Origin of the sequence: Flexistipes sp., from assembly GCF_036172515.1 — a bacterium.
Classification (GTDB): domain Bacteria; phylum Chrysiogenota; class Deferribacteres; order Deferribacterales; family Flexistipitaceae; genus Flexistipes.
On record NZ_JAXKVW010000011.1, the window covers coordinates 73,082 to 89,277 of the forward strand.

At 38.4% G+C, this 16,196-nt stretch carries 18 protein-coding genes and 2 tRNA genes; 3 read left to right on the forward strand and 17 right to left on the reverse strand.

All coding sequences use genetic code 11. The annotated features are described in order from the left end of the window. Positions 1 to 2 precede the first annotated feature (2 nt). The 16 genes from UMU13_RS08515 to UMU13_RS08590 form a co-directional block, all read right to left on the reverse strand. On the reverse strand, positions 3 to 728 hold the full coding sequence (locus UMU13_RS08515) for an ABC transporter ATP-binding protein (protein ID WP_328218432.1): 726 nt from the start codon (positions 726 to 728) through the stop codon (positions 3 to 5). After that, positions 721 to 1,473 (reverse strand): ABC transporter ATP-binding protein, encoded by a 753-nt coding sequence (locus tag UMU13_RS08520; protein WP_328218434.1) that lies wholly within the window; start codon positions 1,471 to 1,473, stop codon positions 721 to 723. The genes UMU13_RS08515 and UMU13_RS08520 overlap by 8 nt, the downstream gene beginning before the upstream one ends. Next, positions 1,460 to 2,401, reverse strand: coding sequence for a branched-chain amino acid ABC transporter permease (locus tag UMU13_RS08525; RefSeq protein WP_328218436.1), 942 nt, complete (start codon positions 2,399 to 2,401; stop codon positions 1,460 to 1,462). Before UMU13_RS08525 ends, UMU13_RS08520 begins: the two co-directional genes overlap by 14 nt. After that, positions 2,398 to 3,261: a branched-chain amino acid ABC transporter permease gene (locus tag UMU13_RS08530; protein ID WP_328218438.1), complete on the reverse strand. Its 864-nt coding sequence runs from the start codon at positions 3,259 to 3,261 to the stop codon at positions 2,398 to 2,400. The genes UMU13_RS08525 and UMU13_RS08530 overlap by 4 nt, the downstream gene beginning before the upstream one ends. Then, positions 3,262 to 4,383 (reverse strand): ABC transporter substrate-binding protein, encoded by a 1,122-nt coding sequence (locus UMU13_RS08535; protein WP_328218439.1) that lies wholly within the window; start codon positions 4,381 to 4,383, stop codon positions 3,262 to 3,264. Between the two features lie 144 nt (positions 4,384 to 4,527). Continuing rightward, on the reverse strand, positions 4,528 to 5,652 hold the full coding sequence (locus UMU13_RS08540) for an ABC transporter substrate-binding protein (RefSeq protein WP_328218440.1): 1,125 nt from the start codon (positions 5,650 to 5,652) through the stop codon (positions 4,528 to 4,530). A 17-nt stretch (positions 5,653 to 5,669) separates the two neighbouring features. Next, on the reverse strand, positions 5,670 to 6,101 hold the full coding sequence (locus tag UMU13_RS08545; RefSeq protein WP_013886333.1) for an ACT domain-containing protein: 432 nt from the start codon (positions 6,099 to 6,101) through the stop codon (positions 5,670 to 5,672). Between the two features lie 16 nt (positions 6,102 to 6,117). After that, on the reverse strand, positions 6,118 to 7,416 hold the full coding sequence (locus UMU13_RS08550) for a phenylacetate--CoA ligase family protein (RefSeq protein ID WP_328218441.1): 1,299 nt from the start codon (positions 7,414 to 7,416) through the stop codon (positions 6,118 to 6,120). Positions 7,417 to 8,242: 826 nt separating this feature from the next. Next, positions 8,243 to 8,800, reverse strand: coding sequence for a cupin domain-containing protein (locus UMU13_RS08555; RefSeq protein ID WP_328218442.1), 558 nt, complete (start codon positions 8,798 to 8,800; stop codon positions 8,243 to 8,245). A gap of 105 nt (positions 8,801 to 8,905) precedes the next feature. Further along, positions 8,906 to 9,178: an HU family DNA-binding protein gene (locus tag UMU13_RS08560; RefSeq protein ID WP_013886330.1), complete on the reverse strand. Its 273-nt coding sequence runs from the start codon at positions 9,176 to 9,178 to the stop codon at positions 8,906 to 8,908. 232 nt (positions 9,179 to 9,410) lie between these two features. Continuing rightward, positions 9,411 to 10,247 (reverse strand): agmatinase, encoded by an 837-nt coding sequence (speB, locus tag UMU13_RS08565; protein WP_328218444.1) that lies wholly within the window; start codon positions 10,245 to 10,247, stop codon positions 9,411 to 9,413. Beyond that, positions 10,231 to 11,076: a polyamine aminopropyltransferase gene (speE, locus tag UMU13_RS08570; RefSeq protein WP_328218445.1), complete on the reverse strand. Its 846-nt coding sequence runs from the start codon at positions 11,074 to 11,076 to the stop codon at positions 10,231 to 10,233. Before speE ends, speB begins: the two co-directional genes overlap by 17 nt. A gap of 68 nt (positions 11,077 to 11,144) precedes the next feature. Further along, on the reverse strand, positions 11,145 to 11,612 hold the full coding sequence (locus UMU13_RS08575; protein WP_328218447.1) for a pyruvoyl-dependent arginine decarboxylase: 468 nt from the start codon (positions 11,610 to 11,612) through the stop codon (positions 11,145 to 11,147). A gap of 15 nt (positions 11,613 to 11,627) precedes the next feature. Beyond that, positions 11,628 to 12,017, reverse strand: a complete 390-nt coding sequence (gene speD / locus UMU13_RS08580; RefSeq protein WP_013886326.1) for an adenosylmethionine decarboxylase — start codon at positions 12,015 to 12,017, stop codon at positions 11,628 to 11,630. Positions 12,018 to 12,211: 194 nt separating this feature from the next. Then, positions 12,212 to 13,177: an ADP-glyceromanno-heptose 6-epimerase gene (gene rfaD, locus UMU13_RS08585; protein ID WP_328218448.1), complete on the reverse strand. Its 966-nt coding sequence runs from the start codon at positions 13,175 to 13,177 to the stop codon at positions 12,212 to 12,214. Positions 13,178 to 13,331: 154 nt separating this feature from the next. After that, entirely contained in the window at positions 13,332 to 14,351 is a 1,020-nt protein-coding gene (locus tag UMU13_RS08590) for an aspartate-semialdehyde dehydrogenase (protein ID WP_328218449.1), read from the reverse strand. Between the two features lie 147 nt (positions 14,352 to 14,498). Between UMU13_RS08590 and UMU13_RS08595 the strand changes: the two genes are divergently transcribed. The 3 genes from UMU13_RS08595 (at position 14,499) to UMU13_RS08605 (ending at position 15,300) form a co-directional block, all read left to right on the forward strand. Continuing rightward, positions 14,499 to 15,080 carry a 50S ribosomal protein L11 methyltransferase gene (locus tag UMU13_RS08595; RefSeq protein ID WP_328218450.1) on the forward strand — a complete coding sequence of 194 codons (582 nt, stop codon included), beginning with the start codon at positions 14,499 to 14,501 and terminating at the stop codon, positions 15,078 to 15,080. Continuing rightward, positions 15,071 to 15,143, forward strand: a tRNA-Arg gene (locus UMU13_RS08600). The genes UMU13_RS08595 and UMU13_RS08600 overlap by 10 nt, the downstream gene beginning before the upstream one ends. Positions 15,144 to 15,226: 83 nt before the next feature. Beyond that, positions 15,227 to 15,300 (forward strand) — tRNA-Arg (locus UMU13_RS08605). 266 nt (positions 15,301 to 15,566) lie between these two features. Here UMU13_RS08605 and UMU13_RS08610 read toward each other — a convergent pair. Further along, entirely contained in the window at positions 15,567 to 16,136 is a 570-nt protein-coding gene (locus tag UMU13_RS08610; RefSeq protein WP_328218451.1) for a hypothetical protein, read from the reverse strand. Positions 16,137 to 16,196: the final 60 nt, after the last annotated feature.

Here is a 16,196-nt window from a genome sequence, read left to right on the forward strand (position 1 = left end):
GATCACCTCTCCCACTTTTCTTTGTATTCTTTTCCCAGATAGGCTCTTTTGATTTCATTGTCATCCTTCAATTCACTGCTTTTACCCTGCAAAACAATTTTGCCGTTTTCCAGTACATAGCCTCTGTCAGCATATTTTAGAGCAACTGAGGCATTCTGCTCCACCAGGAAAATTGTAAGACCGTTTTCTTTCAGCTTTGTTAATTTTTCGTATACATTTTTTATAACAAGAGGAGCCAGCCCCATTGAAGGCTCATCCATTAAAAGGAGTTTCGGATCACTCATCAGTGCCCTGCCAATGGCCAGCATCTGCTGTTCTCCGCCGGAAAGCATCCCGGCTAACTGTTTGTTTCTTTCCTTAAGAATTGGAAAAAGATCGAGGACAAATTCCATCTGCCTGTTCTTTATTTTTGATGATTTTTGATATCCGCCCATTTCAAGGTTTTCATGAACACTCATATTCGGAAATACACGTCTGCCTTCCGGGACAAGACTGATTCCCATTTTTACTTTTTTCTTGGTGGGAAGACCGGTAATTGTTTTGTCTTGAAAAACAATTTCACCGCTTTTCGGCGGAACGATATTTAAAATCCCGTTTAAAAGTGATGTTTTTCCTGCACCGTTTGAACCAATTAGTGAAACAAATTCCTTCTCTTTAACATGAATGGAAATGTTATTTAAAGCTCTTACGGCTCCATAATATATATTAAGTGAGGAAACTTTAAGCATCCGAGTCTCCCAGGTAAGCTTTTATAACTTCCTCATTACTCCTTATTTCTCCGTAGCTGCCGTTGGCAATCACTTTTCCGTAATTAAGGCATATGACATTATCAGCCAGATTAGATACGAAATTCATGTCATGTTCCACCATAAATATTGTCATATTTTTGCTTATTAAAAATTTTATAAGTTCCATTAAATTTTCTTTTTCAACATTGTTAAGCCCCGCTGCAGGCTCATCCAGCAACAATATCTTGGGCTCATTAATTATAGCTCTTGCTATCTCAAGATATTTTAGAATGCCGTAAGGCACTTCATCAGTCTTTTTATCACACCACTCTGATATTCCGGTAATTTCCATACAGTGATCGATTTTCTTTTCCACTCTTTTCCAGTATTTGCCGTTCAGTCTTAATAAACTTTTTACTGCTGAAGGGTTATCTTTACCTATTATTCCCAATAATAGGTTTTCTTTCAGGCTTACTTCTGAAATAAGATTTAAATTTTGAAAAGTTCGTGAGATTCCTTTGGCAAATACATGATAAGGCTGTGAATTTGTAATGTTCTCATTTTCAAAGAAGATTTCGCCGGTATTACTTTTAAGAAAACCGGTGATAATATTAAAAAGTGTGGTTTTACCGGCACCGTTAGGCCCGATCAGCGCGGTAATACGGCCGTATGACACATTAAAACTTACATTGTCAAGAGCCTTCACACCGCCAAAGTTAATACCCGTATTTTTAATCTGCAGCATTTTTATTAAGTATCCTCTTTATAAGTCCCGTAAGACCGCCCGGTAAAAATATTATAGTAATAGCAAGAAAACAACCGTAAAGAATCATCTCATAATCTTCAATAGAAGCCATAAATTCTGGCAAAGCGGTCAGAACAGCTGCTCCTATAATCCCGCCGGGCACTGTCCCTAATCCGCCTACAATGGCCATTGTCAAAAGTTTGATGGAATAGCTGAAATTAAAAGATACAGGACTTATAAATCCTGAGTAATATGCATAAATGCCACCATTAAATGCAGTTATGCCGGCTGCAATAGAAAAAACCAGCAATTTCGTTTTAAATATGTTAATACCGAAAGATTTTGAGGCAAACTCAGATTCTTTTATAAACTTCAGTTTGTAAGATAAATATGATTTGTCAAACATTTCAAACAATACTGTAAAAATAAAAAACATTATTGCAACAAAAATATAAAAACTGTGTTCACCATAAATGGTAATGCCAAGAAATTTAAGCTTATTGATGTCCAAAAAGCCGGAAGGTCCCCCTGTAATAAAAGCCATTTCATTCATCAGTACATAAATGATCATACCAAATCCGAGGGTGGCCATAGCCAGATAATGCCCGTGAAGTTTTAAAGTGGGGTATCCCACTATGAAAGCAGTAAGGGCACTGAATAAGCTTGCCAGAAAAATTGCAAGCACAGGATTAATACCGAAAGAAGCGGCGACAATGACGGCAAAATAGGCACCGATTCCGTAAAAAGCAGCCTGACCAAGAGAAATAATCCCCGTATATCCCAAAAGTAAGTTAAAACATGAGGCGTTTATAGCATTGAACATCCCGAAGATAACAATACTTAAATAATATTCATTTTTTATCAGCAACTTTGCAGCAATCAAAACCACCAAAATAAATATTAAAAAAGGGTAGTTTATCTTTCTCATAAACGCTCAGCCTTCTTTTTCCCGAACAAGCCTTTCGGTCTCAAAAACAAAACCGCAAGAATTACCAGAAAAGCGAATGCATCTTTATACCCTGATGGAAACACAGAGGCGAAAAAACCTTCAAAGATACCAAGCAAAAGGCCTCCGGCTACACCGCCCCAGAAGCTGCCCAGTCCGCCCAGAATGGCTGCGGCAAATCCTTTCAACCCTGTCATGATACCGTCTGTGTAAGTCACATAGGTGATAGGGGTGGTAACGATTCCAGCTATAACACCGAGAAGTGCTGCAATTGCAAAGGCAAGCATCCTTATTTTACTGACATCCACACCGCATATCCCTGCGGCAATTTTATCATCGTAGCAGGCTCTGAAAGCTTTCCCCAAAGACGACCTTTTAAAAAACAGTGAAAGACTAAAGGCCGTAATTAGTGAAACTATTATAACGAGCAGGCTGTTAGATGTAAGGGTACCTGCGGGTAACTCCAGTATTTTATAGGGCACATAAGCATCAACGCTTAATGAGTTTCTCCCCCATATAACCATTCCCAGTCCTCTTAAGATGATTGAGGCAGCTATCGTAATTGTAATCAGCTTTATTTCGTTGGGGGAACGTACACTTTTTATAAAAACACGTTCAAAAATTGCCCCCAGTATAAGTGCAGCCATTAAAGCGAGCGGAGCTGCAATTAAAAACGGGAGCCCATATATTGATAACAGTGTATATATGAGCATCCCGCCTATCATAACAAATTCGCCTTGGGCAAAATTAATAATCCCGGTGGTGTTGTAAATTATGTTAAATCCAAGCGCTACCAAAGCAAATATACTTCCGCTGGTAATTCCCGAGTAAAAGAACTGCATTTAGTTTATAAGCTCCCAGTCTCCATTGTGTATTTTTAACATAACAAAAGCTGATTTATCCAGACCGTTGTGATCGGTTGCGGTAATATTAAATTCTCCGGCGGTACCTATAAAAGGTCCCCTGTTTTCAATTGCAGAGATCATTTTATCCGCTTCTTTCCCGCCTTTTTCGATGCCGTACTTAAACATCATAAAAGCATCATATGCATGTCCGCCGAATGTGGATACTGAGGAATCATATCGTTTTTCATATGCTTCTTTATATTTCAAAAGAACACTGCGGTATTTACTGTCTTTATCAAGCCTGTCTGCAACCAGCAATCTTCCCGCAGGCAAAATAATGCCTTCTGCAGCTTCTCCTGCCAATTCAATGAATTTTTTGGAAGCCACACCGTGACTCATAATTAGCATGGACTCAAGGCCAAGCTGTCTCGCATTTTTTGCCACCAAAGCAGGCGCAGGGCCCACTCCCCAGCAGATAATTGCATCGGGATTTGTTTCGGATATTTTTGTAAGCTGCGATGTCATATCTTTGTCCGTATCCCTGAATTTTTCATCTGCCACAATTTTCATTCCATATTCCTCTGCAAGCTCTAACAGTTCTGTACGTCCCGAATCGCCGAAGCCGTTTTGTGCAGTAATAATTGCAACTTTACTCTTACCTTTTTTACGCAGGAAATTATAAATTTTCCCCACAGCATGTGTATCAGACTGTGGTGATTTGAAAACATACTTGTTCAGCGGCTGCACAATTCTTTTACTGGCTGCACAGGACAAAAGTGGAGTTTTGTACCTTTCAGCCAGTTCTTTGATTGCAAGTGTTGAGCCTGAACGGGTGGGACCAATTACAGCATCCACTTTGTCTTTTTTCACCAGCCTTATAAACTTTTTCCTCGCTTCAGTGTCCAGGCCTTTTGTGTCATAAAGGAACAACTTGACCTTTTCACCGGCAATTCCGCCTTCTTTGTTAATTTCTTCCACCAGCATCTCAAGCGTCTGTTTTTCCGGCAAACCCAAAAAAGAAGCAGGCCCCGTTACAGCAAAAAGAGCTCCCAGCCTTATCTCTGCATAGAGAGGAACGGCTAATACCAGTATTAATACAACTCCCAATAGCTTTTTCATAATATCCCCCTGTTTTATAAAAAAGCGGCTGTTGATACAACCGCTTTAAAATAGCTTGTTAATACGGTTTTTGTTTAAAATAACTATTGTATTATTGTCTTTCATCAAACAAACCAATAATCTGAATACTGAGTGCCTTGCTGATTATTTATTAAGTAGCTGCCAGTCTCCGTTTTGAATCTTAAGCATGATAAAAGCATTCATATCAAGGCCATTATGGTCATTTTTGGAAAAGTTAAACTCTCCGTATGTTCCCAGATAACCTTTTATATTCTCAATAGCTTCAGTTATTTTAATATTCTTCTCAACAGAGTTGTTGTATGCTTTTTTAAATATTTGAAATGCGTCATATGCATGCCCTCCGAATGTGGATACCGAGCTGTCAAAGCGTTTCTCGTAAGCGTTCTTATATTCTAACAGCATACTTTTGAATCTATTGCTGTCTGAAAGTTTTTCAGCAACCAGCAGTCTGCCTGCAGGAAGAATTATACCTTTAGCAGCATTACCAGCCAGCTTTATAAATTTCTTTGAAGCCACACCGTGACTCATAAACAGCGTAGCATCCAACTGGAGCTGTTTGTAATTTTTGGCAACAATTGCCGGTGCAGGTCCTACCCCCCAACATATAATCGCATCCGGATCTGCTTCGGATATTTTTGTCAGCTGCGATGTCATATCTCTGTCATTATCTCTGAATTTTTCATCAGCAACAATATTGATACCCATTTTTTTTGCTTCATTAAGAAGAGCTGTCCTGCCTGAATCGCCGTAGCCGTTCTGAGCAGTTATTATAGCAACCCTCTTCTGCCCCTTATCTTTCAAATATGAGTAAATCTTTCTAACAGCGAGTGTATCTGATGGAGCCACTTTAAAAACAAAAGGATTGATCGGTTCTATGATACGATCACTTGATGCACAAGAGATCAGAGGCATTTCAAATCTGCCTGCCAGTTCTTTGATTGCAAGTGTAGATCCGCTTCTGGTGGGACCAATTACAGCATCCACCCTGTCTTTTTTTACAAGACGAATAAATTTTTTCCTTGCTTCGGCATCGATTCCCCTGGTGTCATATAAAAACAGTTCTATCTTTTCCCCGTTAATCCCGCCGTTACTGTTGGCTTCTTCCACTAGCATTTCCAGGGTTTGTTTTTCCGGCATTCCCAGAAAGGAAGCAGGACCTGTGGTTGAGAAAAGAGCTCCCAGACGGATTTCTGCGTAACAGACTGTTGAAATTACTAAAATAAGCAAAATGAATGTTAGTTTTTTCATATATCTCCCCCTTCTTATTAAAGACCGTATATTTTTTCACCTTTAATTGTTGTAAAACCAGCATTATTAAGTGCTTCAACTGCTTTGTCGGTTTCGTCGAAACGAAAAATCATAACAGCACAGTCTCCGCTTCTCTCCACAAATGCGTACATATATTCCACGTTAACATCCGCATCCCTTAGGGCTTTTAACACACTTGCCAAACCACCGGGGACATCCGGCACTTCAACTGCAATCACATCCGTTCTGCCAACCGTAAAATCATTTTGTTTCAGGAGGTCATAGGCCTTGTCAGGGTCATTTACAATCAAGCGCAGAATTCCAAAATCTGAGGTATCAGCCAAAGACAGTGCCCTTATGTTTATGTTATTTTCTCCCAAAAGTTCCGTGACTTCATACAAACGGCCGGATATATTCTCTATAAATACGGAAATCTGTTTAATCTTCATCATTTCCTCCTTAACGTTATTTCCTTTTGTCAATTACTCTCTGAGCTTTACCCTGACTTCTTTCCAGTGTTTTTGGTTCCACAAGTTTTACTTTAGCAGTAACACCTATAATATCTTTAATGTTTCTTTCCAAAGATTTTGAAAATTGCTGGAGTACTTTTATTTCATCCGAGAAAAACTCTTCGCCAACTTCCACCCAAACTTCCAATGTATCGAGATTATTGACCCTGTCCACCACAAGCTGATAATGAGATAGAGTTCCTTTGGCTTCCATCAGTATCGATTCAATTTGTGAGGGGAACACATTTACCCCTCTTATAATCATCATATCGTCCGTACGGCCTGTTACTTTTTCCATACGTGCAAAAGTTCTTCCGCAGCGGCAGGGTTCCTTAATCAGACGGGTTATGTCTCTTGTCCTGTATCTTATAATTGGAATAGCTTCTTTGGTAATTGTTGTGAATACTATTTCCCCTTCTTCTCCGAACGGTTTAACTTCTCCGGTTTCGGGATCAATAATTTCAACAATAAAATGATCTTCGTTTATATGCATGCCTTTTTTGGCTTCCAAACATTCAAAAGCAACCCCGGGACCGATTACCTCACTCAAACCGTATATGTCCACAGCATCTATATCCCACTTATCTTCAATTTCCTTTCTCATGCTGTCTGTCCAGGGTTCTGCACCAAATACACCTACCTTTACCGGAAGATCTTTAAGATCAATACCTTCTTCCTGGGCTACTTCATAGAGACTTAAGGCATAAGATGGTGTACAGGAAATAGCGGTGGTGCCGAAATCCTTCATAATCATAATCTGTTTTTTAGAGTTTCCTCCTGAAATCGGTATCACTGATGCTCCTAAAAGTTCCGCTCCGTAATGTGCGCCAAGACCGCCTGTAAAAAGCCCGTAACCGTAAGCGTTTTGAAGCACATCACCCTTCTTGACACCGGCTGCTGAAAAAGTTCTGGCCATAAGTTCTGCCCAGTGCTCAATATCTCTTTTTGTATAACCTACAACTGTCGGTTTCCCGGTTGTTCCGCTGGATGCATGTATCCGGACAACCTGCTCCTTCGGTACAGCGAACATGCCGAAAGGGTAATTATCCCTCAAATCCTGCTTAGTGGTAAACGGAAGTTTCTGAAGATCAGACAAAGATTTTATATCATCAGGAGTTATACCGTATTCGTTAAACCTTTTCCTGTAAAAAGGAACAGTAGCGTATACTTTCTCCACAATATTTTTAAGACGTTTTAACTGCAATGCTTCCAGAGCTTCAGGCGGGAGTGTTTCGAACTCGTTATTCCAAATCATAGATAACTCCGTATTTGTAGTTTTTATTCATACCGGCTGGATGTTTGAAAACATTTCTGCCAACTTAAAACTCTATTTTAATTAAATATCAAACTTGAAAATTTAAGTCAAATATTATTTAACCTTTGAGTGTTTAGTATTAAGCATTAAGTGCTAAGAGCTAAGTTTTAATTACTTTCATCAACTTTAGTTATTTCTGGGGGCAGGTTTTTCCCAATAAATAACCACTAATAACAACAAACAACTATTTACATCCACTTTCACTAACATTAAACGTTATATCAAAAATTATTAAAATAATTCAAGTTTCGCACTTGTACTGTTTTCACGTCTTTGTTCACCCTGTTAAATATCAGCTTCGCTGATTGCCTGTGGCATTTAACAGGGCAGGGAGTGATAACGACGAAGCAATCTCTCTACTTTTCTTGTTTTGAGATTGCCACAACCCTGTTTCCACAGGGTTTCGCAAGTATGCCTATGGCTAGCACCAGTCTTTTAGACTGGTAAATATGTTTAACATTCTATATTTCGATAGAAGCGAATGATAGACATAGCGAAGTGCGAAACTTGAAAAATAGAGACTTTTGAATATTTGGGATATTGTCACCCTGAACTTGTTTAATGTGTTCCACATATTTACCAACCTGTTAGGTTGGTGCTACAGGGTCTCATAACTTATTGATAATACGAGATGCTGAAATAAATGATTGCCTATGGCAAATTTAACCGCCCATGGGCTGATGTTACAGCATGACAAATAGAGTTATTCAAAAGTCTCAAATAAATAAATCTTGCATTAAACATAGCCCTTATGACTAACAAAATATTATTCGGGCAGATATACCCAGTAAATTTTCGCCTTCTCTTCGGATTTATTGGTGACTTTGTGTTTTTTATTGGAATAAAAATAAAAATAATCGCCTTTGTTAAGAATGTATTCATGCTCATCAAGATAAAGAGAGATTTGGCCTTCCAGTACCAGTCCCTGCTCCTGTCCTTCATGGCGCAACTCCTGAGAATATCCTCCAAAGGGGAGCAGCTCAACAATATATGTTTTCATTTTAAATGTTTGATTCTGAATTAACAGATATAAATTGTATTCATTTTTCTTGGAGTGGATTATTCTGGCATCGTTATTGAATTGAAATGTTTCCTTAAAAACTTTTGAATTATTGTTAGCCTCCTCGTCAAAAAAATCAGCTATTGTGATACCGAGACATGTTGCAATATCTCTTAGCGTAGAAAGTGAAGGTACGGCTTTTGAGTTTTCTATCATGGACAGATAGCTTTTTGTCTTGCCTATTTTTTCGGCAACACTCTGCAGGCTCAGCCCCTGGGATCTTCTGTAACTTTTAATCTTGCTGCCCAAAAATTTTCTTTTCATGAGGGCAAAATAATATTTTTAAAAGGATTTGGATAGTTAAACATGATCATTGAATGGCTGTAAACAAGAAAGGCTTCCATCATATGGAAGCCTTTATAAAAACAGTTATTTCACAGAATCTTTAAAAAGTTTACCGGGAACAAATTTAGGAGCTTTTTTGGCCGGTATATTAATTTCCTGTCCGGTTTGCGGATTTCTCCCCTTTCTGGCCTTTCTTTCGGAAACAGCAAAAGTACCAAAACCTACAAGAGTAACTTTGTCACCATTTTTAAGAGTGTCAACTACTGATTCCTCAAAAGCTTTCAGTGCTTTTTCTGCTTCAGTCTTTTTAAGACCGGCTTTGTCAGCCATTTTTTCAATCAATTCTTTTTTGTTCACAGTTTCCTCCTATTCTCAATTATAGTTGTGCGCATCTGCGCTATGAACGTTAATATTTTTATAGCTTAAGAACAGGAATATTTCAAATACATTTTTTGATTTTTTTCTTTTTTTTGTAGGACTTACAAGGATTTTTGTTTTATTTTGCCACTTTGGGAAATTTTAGGATCTTTGTTATCAATAAGTTACAAAACAATACCAATACGGCCCTTTTATTGCGAAAAAATTGTTTTTAACTCAATATTGTGCAGATAGTATTTCTAACAACTTTTGCAGCTACTATACTTGATGCGCCTGTAAAGTCATAGTCAGGTGCCAGCTCCACCACATCAGCTCCGACAAAATTAAAGCCTTTAAAGGAGAAAAGGAGTTCAGATAATTCTTTAAAACTAAGCCCGCCTGGTTCCGGTGTGCCTGTTCCGGGAAGAACAGATGTGTCAAGGATGTCCAAATCAATTGTAAGGTAAACAGGATCATCCCCGATATTTTCAGTCAATTTGTCGTTTTTTATATTGAGGTTGTTGAATTTGGCAATCTCATCAAACTCTTCCCGTGTTCCGCTTCTGATACCGTAATGAAAAATGTTTTTCTGACCGATTAGTTCAGAGATATTGTTTAATACTGTAGCATGGGAAAGTTTTTCACTTATATATGTATCACGCATATCTGCATGTGCATCCATATGTATCAGTTTCAAATTACCATGTATCCTGCTGAGTTCCTCAATAATGGGCAGTGTTATAAGATGTTCCCCTCCGAGACATAATATTTTTTTATTCATATCCAAAAGATTGGCGGTACAGCTTCTTATTTCCTTAAAAACTTTATCTTTTTCACCGAAAGGAAATTCCACATTGCCTATATCGCCAACGTTTAATTCTTCGATATCCATATTGTAATCGGGGCTGTATGTTTCAAGCCCGTAAGAGGCTTCCCTTATTTTATCCGGAGCAAATCTTGAGCCGGGGCGGAAACTGCTTGTGCCGTCATATGGTGCGCCAAAAATAAGCAAATCGGATTTTTCAACAGATTTGTCACATCCTATAAAACAGTTACTTATCGTCTTCATCAAGAAGTTTCCTCGCAAAATTCGGTAAAGCAAAACAGGTACAGTAGATTTCTTTGTTAAAATACTGTAAATTATCTATTTTATCAATCATGTCAATTCGCGGCTTTGAGTACGGGTGGTATTTTTTGGAAGCGAAGGCAAAACTCCACATACCGGTGGGATAAAACGGTACATACCCTGTATACATTTTTACAACAGGAAATGCTTTGCCCATATCTGTATACATCTGCCGGATTATTTTATTATACAGATAAGGACTTTCTGACTGTGCCGACATCAGACCGTCGCTTTTCAAGCAGGCGTTTACATTTTTATAAAAATGTTCGCTGAAAAGGGGCTCAGCAGGACCGATAGGGTCTGTTGAATCAATTATTACCACATCAAAGGCGTTCTTATTATCTTCTATGTATTTAAAACCATCCTGTACCAATAGATTTAATTTAGGGTTGTCAAATGCTGAGGCTATCTGCGGGAAAAACTCCTTTGATTTTTCAATAACAAGCTCATCAATTTCCACCATTACACATTCTTTTACACAATTATGCTTCAGCACTTCTCTGGCGGTTCCCCCGTCTCCGCCTCCAATTATAAGAACTCTCTCAGGATTGGGGTGGGCTGTCATCGGGACATGCGCAATCATCTCATGATAAGAAAACTCATTGGCTTCGGTAAGCATTATTAAACCATCAAGAACCATCATTTTGCCCAGCTGTTCTGTTTGAAGGATATCAAGCTGCTGATATTTGCTTTTACCGCTGAAAAGTGTTTCCTTGATTTTTACTGTATATCCAGAGGCGTTTTCATACAGTTCTGTAAACCATAAATCCATAAATCTCTCCATTAAACAGTTTGTAATGATTAATATGTAGACTTATAATATCAATATTCACCGGAAAATCAATCCCATAGGACAACGGCGGCAAATGCGGCACCTATGCTTTCAACTATTGTTTGAACGGCTATGCTTCTTATTTCTTTTATTTTCAGGTCTCTTCTTTCCAGCCCCTTTTCGGCCATTGTTCTGACATGCTTTTCAACAATATCTTTTCTGGCAGGAGCAGAGTATTCCATAATAAGACCTGCCTGTGATTCATCTTCCGGGTAAGCAGCGGCAACTGCTGCAGAAAGAGTAACACCGGGTTCCGCCTGACATATAGAGGCATAAGCAACAGGAACAAGCGAGCCCTGGGGCAGCTTTATATGATCCACCAGTTTGCAATGAGGCGGTACAATGCTGCTCATTTTAACAAGATTCGTATTACCAATGCCGGCATCTAACAAAGCTCCGTCAAATGCATTCAGCATTGTATAGCCTTCAGATGTTCCGGAAACAAAGAAGTGTTTTGTGGGGGTTTTGAAAATCATTATTTCACCTCTGATTTAAGCGCAGGCCGGCTTGTGTCTCAGCTGTCCTTCAAAATCATTCAGTTGGCCGCGCTTCATTTCAATAGTTGATGTGTTATTTGACTCCAGAACGGATTTCAGGTAAGAAAAAGCTTTCCAGGGATCCACTGTATCTCCACAGGTAAATAAATCCACAGCAGCGTAGCCGTATTCCGGCCAGGTGTGTATAGTAAGGTGTGATTCAGCAATTACAACCACACCGCTCACTCCATAGGGGCTAAAAGTATGGAAAGTACTGTCCACAACTGTTGCTCCACTCATATCGGCAGCATTTTCAAATTCTGTCTGCAACATTTTTGTGTCTTTGAGTTTTTCCGGGTTGCAACCGTAAAACTCCACCAAAATGTGTTTTCCTAAAGCTTGCATTTTAGCCCCCTTTCAGAGGATATTTTCCAAATTTTGCAGAAAATACCAATTTTTTTTATATATCTTCAAAATCCGAAGTTATATACGTAAAAAAAAATACTATGTCAATAACTTTTTTCAAGGATTATAAATACATGAAGTTAAAAGAATATTGAATTAAAAGGATAAAATTTTTGTGGCTTTTAAAGGAAAATTTATAAAATTTTGTAATTTTGCACCAAAAAATTTGTTACATAATCCTTAATTCCCTCTTCAAGTGAGTGAAAGTCTTTGTCGTAACCTGTATTTCTGAGCTTATTCATTTTTGCTTCTGTGAAATACTGATATTTATCACGAATATCCTCAGGCATATCAATGTATTCAATTTCAGCCTTAATTTTAGCGTTTTTTATCACATTTTCAGCCAGATCATTAAAAGTGCGTGCATTGCCTGTGCCCAGGTTAAATATGCCGTTTTCAGGCCTGTTTTGATAAAAGTAATAGATTATTTCTGCAACATCCTTAACATATACAAAATCTCTTTTTTGCTCACCATGTTTACAGTCCTGTCTGTGGGACTTGAATAATTTCACTTTGCCGGTCTCGTTAATTTGGTTAAACGTATGGAAGATAACGCTGGCCATCCTGCCCTTATGATATTCATTCGGGCCGTAAACGTTGAAAAATTTAAGCCCTGCCCAGAAAGGAGGCTTATCAGTCTGCATAAGCAGCCACTGATCAAAAAGTTGCTTTGAAAACCCGTAAGGGTTAAGAGGAGTTAGCAGGGAAATATCTTCCATCTCATCGCTGTAGCCGTTTTCGCCGCCCCCATAAGTGGCAGCACTGCTGGCGTAAATAAAAGGTATGTTATTCTTAACGGAATACTCAAAAAGTATCTTGCTGTATTCATAATTATTTTTAATCAGATAATCCAGGTTGAATTCTGCTGTGTCAGTGCAGGCGCCCATGTGAATTATTGCGTCAATTCCTTTAAATTTATCCGGATTGGCAATGAAGTCGTCTTTATCACAAAAATCGGTAAATTTTTTGTTGTTTAGATTTTTCCATTTGGTTTTTTCTCCCAGCTTATCCACTGCCAAAATGTTATCGTGACCTTTATCGTTAAAAAGTTTCAGGATTACGCTTCCTATAAAGCCTGCAGCTCCCGTTATAACTATCATTGGTTACTCCTTTACACTTAGTATTTAGTACTAAGCGTTAAGTACTATCCTCTGTCCCCTACCTCACTATTTCACCATCTCACTATCTTACTATCTTACTATCTTACTACCTGCCAACCTCTCTTAACCAAAACGGCGCTGTATGTAAGGTTATTTATTTAATGAGAAGCTCTGCAATCTGGATTGCGTTGAGTGCTGCTCCTTTTCTCAACTGATCACCGCATACCCAGAAACTGAGTGCATTCTCACAGGAAATATCTTCTCTGATTCTTCCCACATAGCAGTCATCTTTTCCCGCAGCCAATAAAGGAATGGGGTACTCATTCTTTTCAGGATTGTCCATGACTTGCAGACCTTTTGCATTGCTGAAAAGCTCTTTTGCTTTTTCAACTGAAATTTTATCTTCCGTTTCAACAAAAATAGACTCAGAATGGGCAGTAAGAACAGGCACCCTTACGCAGGTGGCGCTTACCGGGACATTGTTGTCTCCTAAAATTTTCTTTGTTTCGTTGTACATTTTCATTTCTTCTTTGGTGTAGCCGTTTTCCATAAACTTATCCACATGAGGAATTACATTAAACAGCAATTGGTATTGGAAATTTTCAACTTTGAGTTTTTCGCCTTTGGCCCAGGCTTTGGCCTGCTCTTCAAGCTCATACATTCCCTGAGCTCCTGCGCCGGAAGCCGATTGATATGAGGATACAACAACACGTTTGATTTTACTGAAATCATGTAGTGGTTTAAGTGCCACCACCATTATAATAGTGGTACAGTTAGGGTTGGCAATTATCCCTTTGTGCTTAAAAGCATCATCAGGGTTTACCTCAGGCACAACCAGAGGAACCTCTTCGTCCATTCTGTATGCAGAGCTGTTATCCACTACAATCGCTCCGGCTTTAGCTGCAGAAGGAGCAAATTCAAGGCTTCTGCCTCCACCGGCTGAGAAAAGTGCAATATCCACATCTTCAAAGGAATCATGCCTCAGCTCTTCTACCTCGTACTCTTTGCCCTGATAAGTTATTTTTTTGCCTGCAGATCTGGCCGATGCGAGAGGTTTCAGCTTATTAATTGGAAAATTTCTTTCAGCAAGAATATTTAGAAAAGTTTCTCCAACTGCACCGGTGACGCCGGCAATGGCAACATTATATTTTTCTTTTTTCTCAAAAGCGCACATTTTTCCACTCCTGTATGTCAAAGTATTTTGTCATATTGATATTCCCTGCAGGCAAAAATGTCAACAGCTACTCTTTTAAATATTATCAATTATTTTAAATAAGTGTTAAATGCTTGCAAAAAATTCAGGTTAGTGATATCCCGCAATATGCTGAAAATCGAAGATGCAGACTGTCCTATATACTTGCTGGGAACTGAAGAAAAAATACCCGCTGTGAAAAATGATACCATCCTTATTAAACAGGGTGCTTTTGGCAGTGGAGAACACGAGACTACGAAAAGCTGTCTGAAAAATTTCAGACTCTTGAATTTTAAAGGTAAATCAGTTCTGGATATTGGCTGCGGAACGGGAATTCTGGGAATAGCTGCAGAAAAATCAGGTGCCTCTTTTATTTTGGGATTTGACATTTCCTATAATGCATGCCGGACAGCAAAAGAAAATTTTCTTATAAACAACAGTAATGTAAACCATGTGGTAAATTCTGATAATGACTGCATAAAAGGCAAATATGATATTATTGTTGCAAATATTTATTATGATATTATTATTTCACTTTATCAATTTATGAAAGACAATCTTGCAAAACAAGGATATCTTGTATTATCGGGTATCCCTGTCGAATATAATTTTGATGTAAGAAAAATGTTTATAGATAACGGAGCTTTTGAGTTGGTAAAAAATGAAATGCTGGAGGAGTTTTCAACTATAGTTCTTAAAAAGGGCGATTAGCTCAGGTGGATAGAGCACGGGTCTCCGGAACCCGGTGGACAGGTTCGAGTCCTGTATCGCCCGTTTTGTATTCCATAACCTTATAATACTTGACATCATAAACAAAAAATCGTATAAGCCCTTCACGTTGAACATTTTCACCATTTGCGCCCGTAGCTCAACTGGATAGAGCGTCTGACTACGGATCAGAAGGCTGGGGGTTCGAGTCCTCCCGGGCGTGTCCTACTTTTCCCGTATTTACAGTAATTTCCGGATTATCTAAAATTGTCGAAAATAGTCTAAAACAAACTACTTGAGTGCAAAAAAATGACACAAGTATGACACAGCAAATTATTGTATAAAGGGGTTTTTAAATACTCTTTTGGCACAAAAATGACACATTGATTCAAGAAGTTTATCATTAAAAAATAAACAACTCTGCGAATTTTTAACCATTTATTTTTGAGAGTTTAGCAGCGCTTTTAACATCTTTTATTAAAATAATTGTTAAACATATGTCTTAATATTATTCTTGTAACCAAACTCAGAAACTTGCTCGCAGCATTCTTCATAGAATCTGTCTTCAATATCTTTGCTTATCTTTTTTCTTCGGTAATTCCATTTGCCAAAAACAATAGTGTTAGTAAATGATACTTTAGTTAATAATTCATTTAGGCTTTGTTCAATAATATCGGGCGTTGGGTAAGGTTCTATACAGACCCAGGTATCTAAACCTTTATCAGCTAATTTTTTTAATGCATTGATGCGGCCCACAATAGGGGCCGAGTAAGGTTCAAATTTCGTGTGGAAGGAGTCATTAAGCGATACCAAAGAAATACCAGGCTTGCACTTAAATTTATTAATTTCACCAGTGGGATATTCCCCCTTAGTTAATAAAGTCATTTCAATATTATGATAATTTACAATTTCCATTAAGCCAATAGTCAGCCTTTTTGCATCCGGAAAATTATACATAAATGGATCAGTAGTTAGTGAAAAATGAACCTTGAGCACTTTTGAGTATTCCGGGTCAAATTGAGCCACCTGTCCGGAGATTGAGAGCCACCAGTCCGGCAAAATAGAGCCAGCGTTCCGGTAAAGAGAGCCATTTTCTCACAAAATCCCTTAAAATGTATA

Excerpts from the sequence above, each read along its gene's own strand:
- UMU13_RS08515 (WP_328218432.1), bottom strand. The coding sequence starts at position 728 with ATGCTTAAAGTTTCCTCACTTAATATATATTATGGAGCCGTAAGAGCT.
- UMU13_RS08520 (WP_328218434.1), bottom strand. The coding sequence starts at position 1,473 with ATGCTGCAGATTAAAAATACGGGTATTAACTTTGGCGGTGTGAAGGCT.
- UMU13_RS08525 (WP_328218436.1), bottom strand. The coding sequence starts at position 2,401 with ATGAGAAAGATAAACTACCCTTTTTTAATATTTATTTTGGTGGTTTTG.
- UMU13_RS08530 (WP_328218438.1), bottom strand. The coding sequence starts at position 3,261 with ATGCAGTTCTTTTACTCGGGAATTACCAGCGGAAGTATATTTGCTTTG.
- UMU13_RS08535 (WP_328218439.1), bottom strand. The coding sequence starts at position 4,383 with ATGAAAAAGCTATTGGGAGTTGTATTAATACTGGTATTAGCCGTTCCT.
- UMU13_RS08540 (WP_328218440.1), bottom strand. The coding sequence starts at position 5,652 with ATGAAAAAACTAACATTCATTTTGCTTATTTTAGTAATTTCAACAGTC.
- UMU13_RS08545 (WP_013886333.1), bottom strand. The coding sequence starts at position 6,101 with ATGAAGATTAAACAGATTTCCGTATTTATAGAGAATATATCCGGCCGT.
- UMU13_RS08550 (WP_328218441.1), bottom strand. The coding sequence starts at position 7,416 with ATGATTTGGAATAACGAGTTCGAAACACTCCCGCCTGAAGCTCTGGAA.
- UMU13_RS08555 (WP_328218442.1), bottom strand. The coding sequence starts at position 8,800 with ATGAAAAGAAAATTTTTGGGCAGCAAGATTAAAAGTTACAGAAGATCC.
- speB (WP_328218444.1), bottom strand. The coding sequence starts at position 10,247 with ATGAAGACGATAAGTAACTGTTTTATAGGATGTGACAAATCTGTTGAA.
- speE (WP_328218445.1), bottom strand. The coding sequence starts at position 11,076 with ATGGATTTATGGTTTACAGAACTGTATGAAAACGCCTCTGGATATACA.
- UMU13_RS08575 (WP_328218447.1), bottom strand. The coding sequence starts at position 11,612 with ATGATTTTCAAAACCCCCACAAAACACTTCTTTGTTTCCGGAACATCT.
- speD (WP_013886326.1), bottom strand. The coding sequence starts at position 12,017 with ATGCAAGCTTTAGGAAAACACATTTTGGTGGAGTTTTACGGTTGCAAC.
- rfaD (WP_328218448.1), bottom strand. The coding sequence starts at position 13,177 with ATGATAGTTATAACGGGAGCTGCAGGCTTTATAGGAAGCGTAATCCTG.
- UMU13_RS08590 (WP_328218449.1), bottom strand. The coding sequence starts at position 14,351 with ATGTGCGCTTTTGAGAAAAAAGAAAAATATAATGTTGCCATTGCCGGC.
- UMU13_RS08595 (WP_328218450.1), top strand. The coding sequence starts at position 14,499 with ATGCTGAAAATCGAAGATGCAGACTGTCCTATATACTTGCTGGGAACT.